The sequence below is a fragment of the Kitasatospora cathayae genome (assembly GCF_027627435.1).
Taxonomy (GTDB): Bacteria; Actinomycetota; Actinomycetes; order Streptomycetales; family Streptomycetaceae; genus Kitasatospora; species Kitasatospora cathayae.
Genome location: NZ_CP115450.1, coordinates 7,107,206 through 7,120,486 on the forward strand (window position 1 = coordinate 7,107,206; position 13,281 = coordinate 7,120,486).

Here is a 13,281-nt window from a genome sequence, read left to right on the forward strand (position 1 = left end):
AAGGGCCGCCACTACGCTGACCGGCATGGACTGGCTGGATCGGGTGGCAGGGCTGAGGCGTTGGACGAACAAGGGCGTCCGCGCACCCCACAAACCGCTGCTGCTGCTCTACGCCCTGGGCAGCTACCAGCGGGACGCGGACGGGGAGTTGCGCTACAGCGCGGTCGAGGAGGAACTGAAGCGGCTGCTCGTCGAGTACGGGCCGTCGCACGCGACCACACCCGCGTACCCGTTCCACCACCTGGTCAGCGACGGCGTCTGGGAGGTCCGCACCGACCGGGGACCGGGGAGCCCCGGCACCGGGATCGGGGTGCTGCGGTCGAGCGGGGCCACCGGGCGGCTCGCGGCCGAACTGCGGGCTGCGCTCGGCCGGGAACCGGCGCTGCTGAGCCGGATGGCCCGGGTGCTGCTGGACGCCCACTTCCCGCCCTCCCTGCACGACGACCTCTGCGAGGCCGTCGGCCTCGACCTGGAAGAGACCGGGGCAGGGATCGTGCGGGGTGCGGCCCGGCGGCAGCGGGACCGGCGGATGCGTGAACTGATACTCACCGCCTACGAGTTCCAGTGCGCGTTCTGCGGCTACGACGGCGCCCTCGGCGCGAGCACGGTCGGTCTGGAGGCCGCCCACGTGCGCTGGTGGTCGCACGACGGGCCGGACGCGGTCGACAACGGGCTGTGCCTGTGCTCGCTGCACCACAAGCTCTTCGACAAGGGCGTCCTGGGCGTGGGGGAGGGGCACCGCATCCTGGTCTCCCAACGGTTCGTCGGCCGCAGCGAGGCCAGCCGCCAGCACGTGCTCGCGCTCGCCGGACGACCCGTCATCGGCCCGCAGCCGGGCAATCCGCCGGTCGCGGACCGCCATCGGGAGTGGCACGTGCGGGAGGTGTTCCACGGCGACTTCCGGCGACCCGCGGGACAGCCGGCCGTGGCGGTCTGAGGCTCTGCCCTCGGCGAATCTGCGGCGGGCAGAGAAATCGGCCGGCTGGCCCGGTCGGGGGTGAGAGTGGGGTCGACGGCATCTTCGCCTCGACCAGGAGGGACCAGATGATTCCATTCGACGCGCCCCGCGCGGAGCAGGGCGACACCCGGCCCAGCGCGTTCGACGACCACCTCGCGGCGCAGCTGCTCGCGCAGCGGATCGTGCTGCTGGGCACGCAGGTCGACGACGTGTCGGCGAACCGGGTGTGCGCGCAGCTGATGCTGCTGTCGGCGGAGGACCCGCGCAGCGACATCAGCCTCTACATCAACAGCCCGGGTGGGTCGGTCACGGCCGGGCTCGCGATCTACGACACCATGCGGCTGATCCCGAACGACGTGTCCACGCTGGCGATGGGGTTCGCGGCCAGCATGGGGCAGTTCCTGCTCACGGTGGGGGCGCGCGGCAAGCGGTTCGCGCTGCCGAACGCGCGGATCATGATGCACCAGCCCTCGGCGGGCATCGGCGGGACGGCCGCGGACATCGAGATCCAGGCGGAGAACCTGGAGTTCACCAAGCGGACCATCGAGCGGATCACCGCTGAGCACACCGGGCAGAGCGAGGAGACGATCGCCCGGGACGGCGACCGGGACCGCTGGTTCACGGCGGAGCAGGGCGTGGAGTACGGGCTGGTGGACCGGGTGGTGGAGTCGGTGGCCGACATCCGCCCGGCCTCGTCGCGTCGACGGATGGGGCTGTGACATGGGGTCGTACACGGTTCCGTACGTCATCGAGCGGACCGCGCAGGGCGAGCGGTCCTACGACGTCTTCAGCCGGCTGCTGAACGAGCGGATCATCTTCCTCGGCACCGAGATCGACGACGGGGTCGCCAACGTGGTCATCGCGCAGCTGCTGCACCTGGAGTCGGAGAACCCGGAGCGCGAGATCTCGATCTATCTCAACTCGCCGGGTGGAGCGTTCACTTCGCTGATGGCGATCTACGACACCATGACCTTCGTGCAGGCACCGATCTCCACCTTCTGCGTGGGCCAGGCGGCCTCGACGGCGGCGGTGCTGCTGGCGGGCGGCGATCCCGGGCGGCGGTTCGTGCTCCAGCACGCGCGGGTGCTGCTCGGGCAGCCGGCCAGCGGCGGACGGCAGGGGATGGTCTCCGACCTCAGCCTCGCGGCGAAGGAGATGGTCCGGATCCGCTCGCAGGTGGAGGAGGTGCTGTCCCGGCACACCGGGCACGACGTGGCGACGCTGCGTGCGGACATGGACCGGGAGAAGGTGCTCACCGCCGAGGAGGCGGTCGCGTACGGCCTGGCGGACGAGGTGCTGAGCCGGCGGCTCGCGTTCGCCTGATCCCCGGAGCGGGACCGGCGGCCGGTACCACGGGGGTGTACCGGCCGCCGGTCGGCTCAGGCGGCCAGGCAGAGGCCGTTGGCCTGCGCCGACGGCGCCGTACGGCGGTGGGTCGGCCGACTGCGGGTGCTGTGCCGGACCAGCTCGTCCTGGGCGAGCGAGAGCAGGTCGCCGAGGCCGAGCCCGAGGGCCTTGGCGGCGGCCGCGAGCACCTCGGAGGAGGCCTCCTTGCGGCCCCGCTCCAGCTCGGACAGGTACGGCATCGAGATCCGGGCCTCCTCCGCGACGTCCTTCAACGTGCGCTCCTGGGCGAGCCGTTCGCGCCGCAGGACGTCACCGATGAGGTCGCGCCAGAGGGGTTCCTTCGGCGCGGGTGCCTGGGGCGTACCGTTCGTCCCACCGGAACCGGGCGGCGAGGTCTGCGGACGCAGCGGAATGACGCGGGCTTCGTTCGGCGCTTGAGTGCTCACCCCTTCAGCCTAGGGATTCGGGGCGCCGGGGGAAGGGCGCGGCGTTCTGCCCTGGGTGAAGCCGGGCGGGAGAAGAGGAGGTTGTCGTGCCGTCAGCGGCGTCGGCCGACGTACGCCGCCGCGCCGCCGGCGGCCACCAGGGCTGCTGCGGCGACCCCGGCGGCGATCAGGAGGCCGTCGTCGGCGCCCGTGGCGGCCAGCGCCGGAGCGGCGGTGGCCGTCGCGGTCGGCGTCGCCGTTGCCGCGGCCGGGGTCCGCTGGTCGGCCCGCGGCGACGCGGTCGGCCCGCCCGGGGGCGGCGTCGAGACCGCCGCGCTGGTGGCCGGGGCGGCGGTGGGCGTCGGTGTCGGGGCGGCGCTCGTGGGAGCCGCGGTGGGCGTCGGTGTCGGGGCGCAGGCGGTGCCGCCGTTCCAGGAGGCGATGCCCAAACCGGAGAACGGCTCGTCCGGGTAGTGCGGCAGCGGGTGGTCGCTGTCGCTCCCGTCGTACTTCTCGCCGACCGAGTAGAGGGCCAACTCGCCGTAGCACCGCGGCAGGTGACCGGTGACGTCGAGGGTGTCCCGGTAGTGCTCGCGGGTGAGGGTCGTGGTCGCCCAGCCGAGGAAGGTCTGCTGACCGGAGGTGGCCCAGGTCGCGCCCTGCGTCGCGTACGAGCCCAGCGAGACGTGGTAGTCGCAGCCCGCGGTGGGCACCCCGGCCAGCCGGACCTGGACGCTGCCGGACTCGGCGGGCATGGTGGCGTCGTTCGTCCAGTGGGCGCCGCCGTCGACGGAGTACTGGACCGGGGCGCGCCCGCAGTCGGGCTCGGCGTGGGCGGCGGGCGCCGCGAGGGCGGTGACCCCGACGGTCAGGCCGAGGGCCGTGAGCATCGGAAGACCGCGGCGGACGTGGCTGTGCATGGGGACGTGCTCCTGATGGGTGGTTCGGGTTCGGGTGTGAGTGTGAGTGTGGGTGTGGGTCAGGGAGTGGCTTCGGGGCGGGCGGGGTCCGGGATCCGCAGGGCTCACCGGGACTCGATCACGGCAGCCGGCGCATCGGCGCCATCCGGCTGCGTGGGATGGCCGTCGCCCTCGATGTCGACGTGCGGGAGCAGGCGGTCGAGCCAGCGGGGCAGCCACCAGTTGCCGTCGCCGAGCAGGACCATGGTGGCGGGAACGAGCAGGCCGCGGACGACGGTCGCGTCCAGGGCGACGGCGCTCGCCAGGCCGATGCCGAACATCTTGACGACGGGGTCGTCGGAGAGCAGGTAGCTGAGGAAGACGACGACCATGATCAGAGCCGCCGAGCTGATGATCCGTCCGGTGCTGCTGAGCCCCGCGACCACGGCGCGGCGGTTGTCCCGTTCCCGCAGGTAGCCCTCGCGCACGGCGCTGAGCAGGAAGACCTCGTAGTCCATGGACAGGCCGAAGAGAACGGCGAACATCAGCAGGGGCACGTACCCGGGGATCGGGACGGCGCCGTCCAGGCCGATCAGCCGGGCGCCCAGGCCGTGCTGGAAGACCGTGGTGAGCACGCCGTAGGCGGCGGCGACCGAAACCAGGTTCATCACGGCGGCCTTCACGGCGACGACGGGCGAGCGGAAGGCCAGCAGCAGGAGAAGTCCGGCGACGGTCAGGACGAAGCCGACGACGAGCGGCATCCGCTGGGCGATCCGCGCGTTGAGGTCCGCCTGGGCGGCGGGGGTGCCGCCGACGTGCAGCTGCTGGCCGGTCCCGGCGGTGGCCCGGGGCAGTACGTCCGCGCGCAGGCGGTGGACGAGTGCGGTGGTGGCGGGGTCGGACGGCGCGGCGGCCGGGGTGACCTGCCAGCGGGCGGTGCGGCCGTCGGCGGCGAGCGAGGGCGGGCTGACGGAGGCGACGCCGTCGGCTCCGCGCAGCGCGGCGGTCACGGCCGCCAGGCGCGGGTCGTTGGGTCCCGTGGTCGGCTGGGCGGTGCTCCCTGCGGTCGGCTGAGCGGTGGAGGGCAGGACGTCGACGACCTGGAGCACGCCGTTGGAACCCGGGCCGAAGGCCGCGGCCATCCGGTCGTACGAGGTGCGGCTCATGCTGCCGGAAGCCTTGCTTCCGGCGTCCAGCTGGCCCAGGTGGAGGTGGGCCGCGGGGGCGGCGAGGACACCGAGCAGGGCCAGGCCGGCCAGCAGCAGGGGCCAGGGCCTGGCCGCGACCAGGGCGGCGATCCGTCCCCAGCCGCGCGGGCGCCCGGCGGGGACGGAGGCCGTGGGCGGCCTGGGTGTCAGCCGCCCGCCGAGCAGCACCAGGGTGGCGGGCAGGAGCGTGAGGTTCACGCCCAGTGCCGTCACCACGGCGATCGCCGGGGCGAGGGCCAGCGCGTACAGCAGGGGGAGCCCGCCCAGGGCCAGCCCGGCGAGGGCCGCGACGACGGCGCTGCCGGCGAAGGCGACGGACTTGCCGGAGCCGGCGGTGGTGCGCACGGCCGCGTCCTCGATCCCGACCCCGGCGGCGCGGAGTTCCCGGAAGCGGGTCAGGCCGAAGAGGGTGTAGTCGATGCCGACGCCCAGCCCGATCATGGCGGCGATGGTCTCGCCGGCCTCGGGCACGTCCATCAGGTGGCCGACGAGGCCGAGGACGGGCAGGGCGATGCCGAGGCCGATCACCCCGGCGAGCAGCGGCAGTCCGGCGGCGAGGAGGCTGCCGAGGGAGAGGGTGAGGATCACCAGGGCGGTGCCGAGGCCGATGGCCTCGCTGCGGCCGGTGCTGCCCCGGTCGACCGCGGCGGCCAGGGAGCCGCCCGGGGTCACCTCGATGCCGGCGGCCGTGGCCGGCGCCGCCGCGGCGAGCACGGCGTCCGTCATCGCGGGCGTCACGTCCCGCCCGGAGACGTCGAGTTCGACCGAGAGGTAGGCGGTGTGGCCGTCGCCGCTCATGGCCGTGGCGCCGGCCGGGTCGTAGGGCGTGGTGACGGCGACCACGTGCGGGACCGCCGCGATGGCCGCCGCCGCGCTGCGGACCGCGGCGGCGGTGTCGGAGGCGGTCAGCGGGGCCGCGCCGGCCGGGGTGTGGAGCAGGACGGGCTGCTTGCCGGAGGCGGAGGCGGGAAACGCGCGGTCGGCGATGTCCCGAGCGGCCTGGCTGTCGCTGCCGGGGATGGAGACGGCCTCGCTGGTGACGCGCCCGAACGTCGCGACGGCGCTGAGCGCGGCGGCCGCCAGCAGCAGCCAGGCGGCGATGACCCGCCTGGGTCTGCGGGCGCACCAGCGCCCCACGGAGGTGAACATCGGCGGTGGACAGCCCTTCCTCGCGCGGCGGGCAGTCTGCGGGCCCGCCCAAACTAGTTGCACTCACCGTGCAATGCGTACACTTGCACTCGCGGTGCAAGAATGTCAACGAGAGGGCGGAGGAGCCCACGTGAAGCGGACCGAAGCCGCCGTGCCCGTCACCGACGGGCGGACGGAACGCGGGCGGCAGACCCGCGAGAAGATCGCCGACGCGATGCTGTCGCTGATCGACGAGAACCAGGCGCACTTCCCCGCCGACAAGGTGGCCGAGCGGGCGGGGGTGTCGCGCCGGCTGGTGTTCCACCACTTCGCGGACATGGCCGAACTGGCCGAAGTCGCCGTCAATCGCCGTCTGGAGCAGCTCGCGGCCCAGATCAGGCCGCTTCCCACCGAAGGGCCGCGCGAGCTGCGGGTGGCCGCCCTCACGGAACAGCGGGCGCGCATCCTGGAGGGCGTCACCCCGGCCAGGCTGGCCGTCATGCGGCTGGAGAACCCGTCCCCGCGGATCCAGGAGGCAGTCCAGCAGATGCTGGACTTCGCCCGCCTGCGGCTCACCCAGATCTTCGCCGCGGAGCTCGACGCGCTGCCGGAGTCCGCACGTACGGACCTGCTCCACGGGCTGGACGCGGTGACCACGTGGAGCGCCTGGTACCACTGGCGCAGCGGCGGGCTGAGCACCGAGCAGGCGCGCCGCACCATGGCCGCCGCCGTGCACGCGCTCCTCGCCGGGGCAGGGGCGGGGGCGGGGGCCGAGGCCGGGGACTGAGTGGACACCAGGGCCTGTACGTGAGCAGACCCGGCGCCCGTGGCTGCGCTGTCCGCAGGACCCGGCCACGAGCCGATGGTCGGAAGGCGTCGCGGCGGGGAGCGTGCCGCAACGGGCTCCGCCGTTGCCCGTCCGCCGGTCTCCTCGGGAGCCCGGTCGCCGTCAGCCCGGAAAGACCCGGCCGAGGTGGTAGCGGAGGACGGCGGTCGCGTCGTCCGCCGTCCGCTGGCCGAGCAGGACGCTGAGGCCGAGGCCGGCGGAGACGGCGAGCAGGACGACGGCCTCCTGGCGGGCGTCCAGTCGGGGATCGGCGGTGCCGGCCCGCCGGGCGGCCGTCAGCTGGGCGACCAGGAAGGCCTCCATCTCGTCGGGGGCCGCGAGGAAGGGCCGGCCGCCGAGCGCGGGGTCGGTGACGGAGAGTACGGCGTACTCGGTGTAGATGAGGTGGAAGGCCCGGCTCTCCTCGTCGGTGGGGACGGCTTCGAGCAGCACGGCCTCGACGATGCCGCGCGGGTCGGTGCCGGCGCCGGTGGCGCGGACGCGGCGCTGGACCCGCTCGCCCATGCGGGCGGCGAGACGGGTCATGGCGGCGAGGAGCAACTGCTCCTTGGTGTCGAAGTAGTACTGGACCAGCCGCACCGAGACGCCCGCCTCGACCGCCACCGAGCGCATGGTGACGGAATGCAGGCCGCTGCTCGCCGCCGAGCGGAGCAGGGCGTCGATGATGTGGACCCGTCGTTCCTCGTGATCCACCAGCTTCGGCATCGGGTTCCTTCCGGATGTTTTTGTGGTACAACCATACCATCAAACCGGGAGGGATCATGACCAGGACCAGCGTCGGACACTTCGCCAGCGAGGCGGCGAGGGCGAAGTTCCTCGACGCGTACGACCGGGCGATGGAGCTGTGGCCCGGCCCGCGCCGGGAACTCGACGTCGAGACCGGCTACGGCACCGTCCACGTCCACCACTACGGGCCGACCGACGGCGAGCCGATCGTGCTGCTGCACGGCCATGCCGGGCACCCGTCCAACTGGTACCCGCAGATCGCCGCGCTCGGCGAACACCACCCCGTGTACGCGATCGACACGCTCGACGACCCCGGCCGCAGCGTGCAGCGGGCCGTCGCCGCGGGGTCGCAGGAGAACGCGGCCTGGCTCGGGGAGGTCCTCGCCGGGCTCGGGCTGGACCGGATCCACCTGGTCGGCGTCTCGTACGGCGGCTGGCTGACCCTCAACCAGGCCGTCCACGCACCCCAACGGCTCGCCTCCGTCACCCTGCTGGACCCGGGCGGGATCGAGAAGGTGCCCGCGCGGTTCTACGTCCACATGGTCGGCGGCCTGTTCGGCATGCTCGCCCCGCCGCGGCTGCGCCCGGCGGTGGGCCGGCTGCTGGCCAACCCGGCGCTCAGCGCACCGCGCGAGATGATCGCGCCGCTGATGCTCGCCATGCGCAGCTACCAGCCGAGCCGCCGCCCGCCGGCCCGGCCGTTCACGGACGAGGAGTTGGCCTCCGTCCGGCTGCCCGCGCTGGTGCTGGTCGGCAGGCGCAGCGCGCTGCTGCGTCCGCGTCAGGTGGTGGAGCGGGTCACGGCGCTGATCCCGGGCGTGCGGTCGGAGATCGTGGAACGGGCCGGGCACGGGCTGAACCTGGAGCGGCCCGAGGTGGTGAACGAGCGGCTGCTGGACTTCATCGGCACCGTCGGTCGGGAGCCGGGGGAGCCGCGGGCGGTGCGACCCGGCGGTCGGTGACCGGGCCGGGGCCGCGGACGTCCGCCCGCCGGCCGTCCGGTATAACTGCTCCGCCACCCGGCTGCCGCAACACCGGCCGGAGTGGGGTTGTCCACACTTCCCGGAGGCGTCACTTGTCACCCGTCACCCGTCGTACCTTCCTCGGATCGGCCGCCGCCCTCGGCGCGGCCATCGGGCTGGACACGGCGGCGCTGCCCGCGGTGCTGTCGAGCGCGTCCACCACCACGACGGGGACGATCCGCGACGTCAAGCACGTCGTGGTGCTGATGCAGGAGAACCGCAGCTTCGACCACTACTTCGGCACGCTGAAGGGCGTGCGCGGGTTCGGCGACCGCACCGCCCTCCAGATCGCGGGCGGCACCAGCGTGTTCAACCAGCCGAACGGCAGCGGGCGGCAGTACCCCTGGCAGCTCAGCAAGACCAGGACCTGGTGGTGGGGCGTGAGCCCCGAGCAGCTGGCGCAGTGCGACGGTTCGCTCGACCACTCGTGGTCCACCCAGCACAAGGCGTGGAACAACGGGAGGATGGACTCCTGGATCGCCGCCAAGGGGTCGGACCGGACCATGGGCTTCATGGCCCGCGAGGACATACCCTTCCACTACGCGCTGGCCGACGCCTACACCATCTGCGACGCGTACCACTGCTCGATCCTCTCGGCCACCGGCCCCAACCGCACCTACCTGTGGTCCGGCACGATCGACCCGGCCGCCACCGCGGGCGGCCCGGCCTACGACGGCGGCTCCGAGTCGGGCCTGCACTGGCAGACCTACGCCGAGACCCTGCAGAACGCGGGTGTCAGCTGGAAGGTCTACCAGAACGCCCACGACAACTTCGGCGACAACGGCCTCGCCTACTTCAACCAGTTCACCAGCGCGCCGAGTTCGAGCCCGCTCGCCCAGCGTGGCATGGGCTCGGTGCCCAGCACCGGCTCGACCCCGGACGACATCGCCGCCGCGATCAGGGCCGACGCGCTCGCCGGCACGCTGCCCCAGGTCTCCTGGGTGGTGGCCAGCCAGCTGTTCTCCGAGCACCCGGACGGCCCGCCGGAGAACGGCGCGCACTTCGTCAACCTGGTGCTGCAAGCGCTGGCGGCCGACCCGGAGGTCTTCGACTCCACCGTCCTGTTCCTGAACTACGACGAGAACGACGGCTTCTTCGACCACGTGCCCCCGCCGGTGGCGCCGGCCGGCACCGTCGGCGAGTTCCACGACGGCACCAACATCGGCCTCGGCTTCCGCGTCCCGATGATCGTGGTCTCGCCGTGGACCCGCGGTGGCTGGGTCGACTCCCAGGTCTACGACCACACCAGCGTCATCCGCTTCCTGGAGACCTGGACCACCGCCCTGGGCACCCCCGCCGTCTGCCCCAACATCAGCGCCTGGCGCCGCCGGGTCTGCGGCGACCTCACCGGTGCCTTCGACTTCACCGACCCGGTCTACGGCCTGCCCACGCTGCCCGACACCAGCGCCACCCTCGGCCAGGCCGCCGCCAACCTGCAGATCAACCCGAGCCCCGGCACCAACTCCATGCCCGCCCAGGAGCCCGGCACCAAGCCCGCCCGCGCGCTGCCCTACCAGCCCAACGCCTGGGTCGACCGGATCGAGCACGACGCCGCCGGCCGGATCCGGCTCTGGATCGACCTGGCCAACCAGGGCCCGCAGGCCACCGCCTGGGCGCACTACTCGGTCCACGCCAACGCCCACCGCGGCGGCGGCCCCTGGCAGTACACCGTCGCCCCGTACGACGCCGCCACCGGAACCGACGGCAGCGCCCGCGACTCCTTCGACATCGGCGCCGGCCACGGCGACGGGCAGTACGACCTCACCGTGCTCGGCCCCAACCGCACCCTGCGCCGCTTCGCCGGCAACGCGACCACCGCGGGCGGGACGGCGGAGGCCACCACCTCCTACGCGACGGCACCGGACACCGGCGACCCGGCGGTCTGGTTCACCATGACCAACACCGGGACCAGTACCGTCACCTTCACCATCACCGCCGGCAACTACCGCACCGGCACCTGGACCTACCAGGTCGCCCCGGGCACCACCGTCCAGGACTACTTCAACGCCGTCACCGTCGCGCAGGGCTGGTACGACTTCACCGTCACCGTCAGCAGCGACCCCGCCTGGATCCGCCGCGCCGCCGGGCACATCGAGACCGGCGCCCCCAGCGTCACCGGCTGACCCGCCGCCACCGGCGCGGGCCGAACGCGGGGCGGGCCGGTCAGGCGCTCGACGACGGCGCGGACTCGCGGCGCTGCTCCAGCCAGCTGCGGCTCAGGTCCTCCCAGACGGCCTGGTACCGGTCGAAGACGGCATCGAGGCCGGGGCGTGCCAGGTCGTCGGCGGGCGTCGACGCCACCAGGTACTCCAGGTCATCGGCGAGCCGCCGGAAGCGGTACTGCGCCTCCTCCATCAGCACCCACCGGGAGCGCCAGTTGAAGAACGGCTCGGCGGCTGCCAGCGCCGTGACCAGGGCCACCGATGCGAAGGCCAGGTCCGTCCACCGGTGCAGGCCCAGCAGGATGGTGGACGCCGCGGACAGGGCCAGCGTCAGCATCTTGATCACGGACGCGCGTCGGCGGAACTGCTCCTTCTTTCCACGGGCGTAGTCGTGACCCCGGCGGATCTTGTCCAGCAGGAGAGCAGCCGTCTGCGTCGGGGTGAGCCCCACGCCCGGTCCATTGTTCGGATTCACCTTGCCCCCTCGTCGTCTGCCCGTGGCGCGGCTCGGGCCGCGTGCGGGATCAGCCAGACGGTAGCCGAGGTCCGGCTTCAGCGGTTCGACGGACCGGTCAGGCGGCTGCGGTGAGTTCGGTGGCCGCCCGGGCCTGGTCGTAGCGGTGGAGGACCAGGCGGGCGACGGCGGGGTGGGCGGCCAGCGGGGCGCTGGTCCAGTGGGCGGGGGTTGTGGCGGCGCGGCGGGCGAAGAAGCCGGGGGAGAGGAGGTAGGTGGCGAGGGCGACGGCGGGGTGGCCGGCGGCCTGGAGGGCGGCCACCGCCTGGTGGGGGGTGGGGGTGGCGGCGGAGAGGTGGGCGGGGGTGACGGGGCGGCCGAGGCGGGTGGCGAGGAGGCCGGCCATCCGGGCGGTGTCGGCGAGGGCGGTGGGGTCGGAGGAGCCGGCACCGGCCAGCACGACGGGGGCGTCGGCGGGGGCGCCGGTCTCGGTGAGGCGGTCGGCGAGGGCCTCGGCGAGCAGGGGATGGGGACCGAGTGCCGGGGCCAGCCGAGCCGGTGGGAGTCCGGCGGCGGCGAGAGCGGCGGGCAGGTCGACGCGGATGTGGTAGCCGGTGCCGAGCAGGAGGGGGACCAGGATCGGCTGCCGGCCGGAGAGTTCGGCGAGGGCCTGGGCGAGCGAGGGTTGCGCGACGTCCAGGAAGCAACAGCGGACGGTGAGTTCGGGCCGGAGCGAGCGAACCACCCGCAACAGACGGCGAATTGAGGCCGAAGCCGCCGGATCGCGGCTGCCGTGCGCGACGGCGAGCAGCACCGGTGCCATCAGCCCGCCGCCAGGCGGTAGCCGCGCTTGGGGACGGTGCGGATCAGCGCCGCGTGCGGCCCGAGGGCGGCCCGGAGCCGGCCGACCGCCGCCTCGACCGCGTGTTCGTCGGCCGCCGCGTCCGGCCAGGCGGCGCGCAGCAGGTCGGCGCGGCTGAGCACTCGGCCGGGGCGTTCGGCGAGGGCCCGCAGCACCGCCGCGCCGCGCGGGCTGAGCCAGTGGCTCTCGCCGTCGACCAGGGCGGCGTTCCCTTGGAGGGTCAACACCTGCCCCGCGAGGGTGACTTCGCGACGGGTCCGGCCCGGCAGGGTGTCCGCGAGCAGCCGGACCAGGGCGCCGAGCCGGCCGCGTTCGGGGTGGACGGCGGGCAGGCCGAGGTCGGTGAGCGGCCGGGCGCAAAGGGTGCCGACGCAGACCGGCAGCACGTCCGCGCGCAGCGCGTCCAGCAGGGCCCCGTACAGTCCCTCGGCCTGGGCGACGGCGAGCAGGGCGGTGATGGCGGGCGCGCTGGTGAAGGTGAGCGCGTGCACCTGGCGGCGTACGGTCTGGTCGAGTAGCCGGCGCACCGCGCCCGGGTCCTCCGGCGGCGCCCAGCGGTAGACGGGGACGGAGATCACCTCGGCGCCGCGTTCGCGCAGCGCCGCCGCGAAGGCGTCCAGGCGGACGCCGTGTTCCTGGACGGCGATCCGGCAGCCGGCCAGCGGGCGGGCGAGCAGCCAGGTGAGCAGTTCGTCGGTGGCCTCGGTGTCGGGGGAGTAGCGCTCGTCGAGTCCGCTGGCGCGCACGGCCCCGGTGGCCTTGGGGCCGCGGCTGAGCACCACCGCGCCACGGCAGGCCTCGGCGAGGGCGGCTCCCCGGCCCCAGCCCTCGGCGGCGCTCATCCAGCCGCGCCAGCCGACGCCGGTGGTGGCGACCACGTAGTCGAGCGGGGCGGCCAGGCAGCGTTCGGTGGCCTCGCGCAGGGCGAGGTCGTCGGCCAGCGGCAGGATGCGCAGCACCGGTGCCTCGACCACCTGGGCACCGCGCCGGGTGAGCAGGGCGGTGAGCTCCTCGCGGCGGCGTGCGGCGGTGACGCCGACGGTGAAGCCGGTGAGCGGTCCTGGCGGGGTGAGGGTTGCTGCCATGCGGGCCAGCCTCCGCCGCGCGTGTTACGGGGGCATTGCCCGGCCGTCACCCGCGGGTAAGCGAAAGTGCCGCTGCGGTTACGGCAGATGTCCGGGCGTGCACCCCGGCGGCCGGGGGGCGTGAGCGAGGTGTACCGCGCCCGCAACATACGCGAAGC

General features: G+C 73.9%; 13 protein-coding genes. 6 read left to right on the plus strand and 7 right to left on the minus strand.

What is annotated here, in order from left to right; translation table 11 throughout:
* The first annotated feature begins 25 nt into the window (after positions 1 to 25).
* The 3 genes from O1G21_RS32145 to O1G21_RS32155 all read left to right on the plus strand — a co-directional run bounded on the left by O1G21_RS32145 (position 26) and on the right by O1G21_RS32155 (position 2,281).
* Positions 26 to 937: a phosphorothioated DNA-binding restriction endonuclease gene (locus O1G21_RS32145; RefSeq protein ID WP_270148594.1), complete on the plus strand. Its 912-nt coding sequence runs from the start codon at positions 26 to 28 to the stop codon at positions 935 to 937.
* 107 nt (positions 938 to 1,044) lie between these two features.
* Entirely contained in the window at positions 1,045 to 1,677 is a 633-nt protein-coding gene (locus tag O1G21_RS32150) for a ClpP family protease (RefSeq protein ID WP_270148596.1), read from the plus strand.
* 1 nt (position 1,678) lies between these two features.
* The gene (locus tag O1G21_RS32155) at positions 1,679 to 2,281 is read left to right on the plus strand and encodes a ClpP family protease (protein ID WP_270148597.1); all 603 of its coding nucleotides are present in this window, start codon (positions 1,679 to 1,681) and stop codon (positions 2,279 to 2,281) included.
* Between the two features lie 56 nt (positions 2,282 to 2,337).
* Here O1G21_RS32155 and O1G21_RS32160 read toward each other — a convergent pair whose 3' ends face one another.
* From O1G21_RS32160 to O1G21_RS32170, 3 genes are all read right to left on the minus strand, one after another.
* Entirely contained in the window at positions 2,338 to 2,751 is a 414-nt protein-coding gene (locus tag O1G21_RS32160) for a helix-turn-helix domain-containing protein (protein ID WP_270148599.1), read from the minus strand.
* A 92-nt stretch (positions 2,752 to 2,843) separates the two neighbouring features.
* A complete protein-coding gene (locus tag O1G21_RS32165; RefSeq protein WP_270148600.1) occupies positions 2,844 to 3,650 on the minus strand; it encodes a hypothetical protein in 807 nt (268 codons plus the stop codon).
* Between the two features lie 104 nt (positions 3,651 to 3,754).
* Positions 3,755 to 5,986 (minus strand): MMPL family transporter, encoded by a 2,232-nt coding sequence (locus O1G21_RS32170; protein WP_270148601.1) that lies wholly within the window; start codon positions 5,984 to 5,986, stop codon positions 3,755 to 3,757.
* 130 nt (positions 5,987 to 6,116) lie between these two features.
* Here O1G21_RS32170 and O1G21_RS32175 point away from each other — a divergent pair, with 130 nt between their 5' ends.
* Positions 6,117 to 6,752: a TetR/AcrR family transcriptional regulator gene (locus tag O1G21_RS32175; RefSeq protein WP_072655596.1), complete on the plus strand. Its 636-nt coding sequence runs from the start codon at positions 6,117 to 6,119 to the stop codon at positions 6,750 to 6,752.
* Between the two features lie 162 nt (positions 6,753 to 6,914).
* Here the strand turns inward: O1G21_RS32175 and O1G21_RS32180 are convergent, their stop codons facing one another.
* A complete protein-coding gene (locus O1G21_RS32180; protein WP_270148604.1) occupies positions 6,915 to 7,517 on the minus strand; it encodes a TetR/AcrR family transcriptional regulator in 603 nt (200 codons plus the stop codon).
* Between the two features lie 56 nt (positions 7,518 to 7,573).
* Between O1G21_RS32180 and O1G21_RS32185 the strand changes: the two genes are divergently transcribed.
* Together O1G21_RS32185 and O1G21_RS32190 are read left to right on the plus strand one after the other, a co-directional pair.
* Positions 7,574 to 8,500: an alpha/beta fold hydrolase gene (locus O1G21_RS32185; RefSeq protein WP_270148606.1), complete on the plus strand. Its 927-nt coding sequence runs from the start codon at positions 7,574 to 7,576 to the stop codon at positions 8,498 to 8,500.
* 113 nt (positions 8,501 to 8,613) lie between these two features.
* Positions 8,614 to 10,683 carry a phosphocholine-specific phospholipase C gene (locus O1G21_RS32190; protein ID WP_270148608.1) on the plus strand — a complete coding sequence of 690 codons (2,070 nt, stop codon included), beginning with the start codon at positions 8,614 to 8,616 and terminating at the stop codon, positions 10,681 to 10,683.
* 40 nt (positions 10,684 to 10,723) lie between these two features.
* Here the strand turns inward: O1G21_RS32190 and O1G21_RS32195 are convergent, their stop codons facing one another.
* From O1G21_RS32195 to O1G21_RS32205, 3 genes are all read right to left on the minus strand, one after another.
* On the minus strand, positions 10,724 to 11,197 hold the full coding sequence (locus O1G21_RS32195) for an SLATT domain-containing protein (RefSeq protein ID WP_270148609.1): 474 nt from the start codon (positions 11,195 to 11,197) through the stop codon (positions 10,724 to 10,726).
* Positions 11,198 to 11,294: 97 nt separating this feature from the next.
* Positions 11,295 to 11,999: a sirohydrochlorin chelatase gene (locus O1G21_RS32200; RefSeq protein WP_270148611.1), complete on the minus strand. Its 705-nt coding sequence runs from the start codon at positions 11,997 to 11,999 to the stop codon at positions 11,295 to 11,297.
* Positions 11,999 to 13,123 (minus strand): uroporphyrinogen-III synthase, encoded by a 1,125-nt coding sequence (locus O1G21_RS32205; protein WP_270148613.1) that lies wholly within the window; start codon positions 13,121 to 13,123, stop codon positions 11,999 to 12,001. The genes O1G21_RS32200 and O1G21_RS32205 overlap by 1 nt, the downstream gene beginning before the upstream one ends.
* Between the last annotated feature and the right edge of the window lie 158 nt (positions 13,124 to 13,281).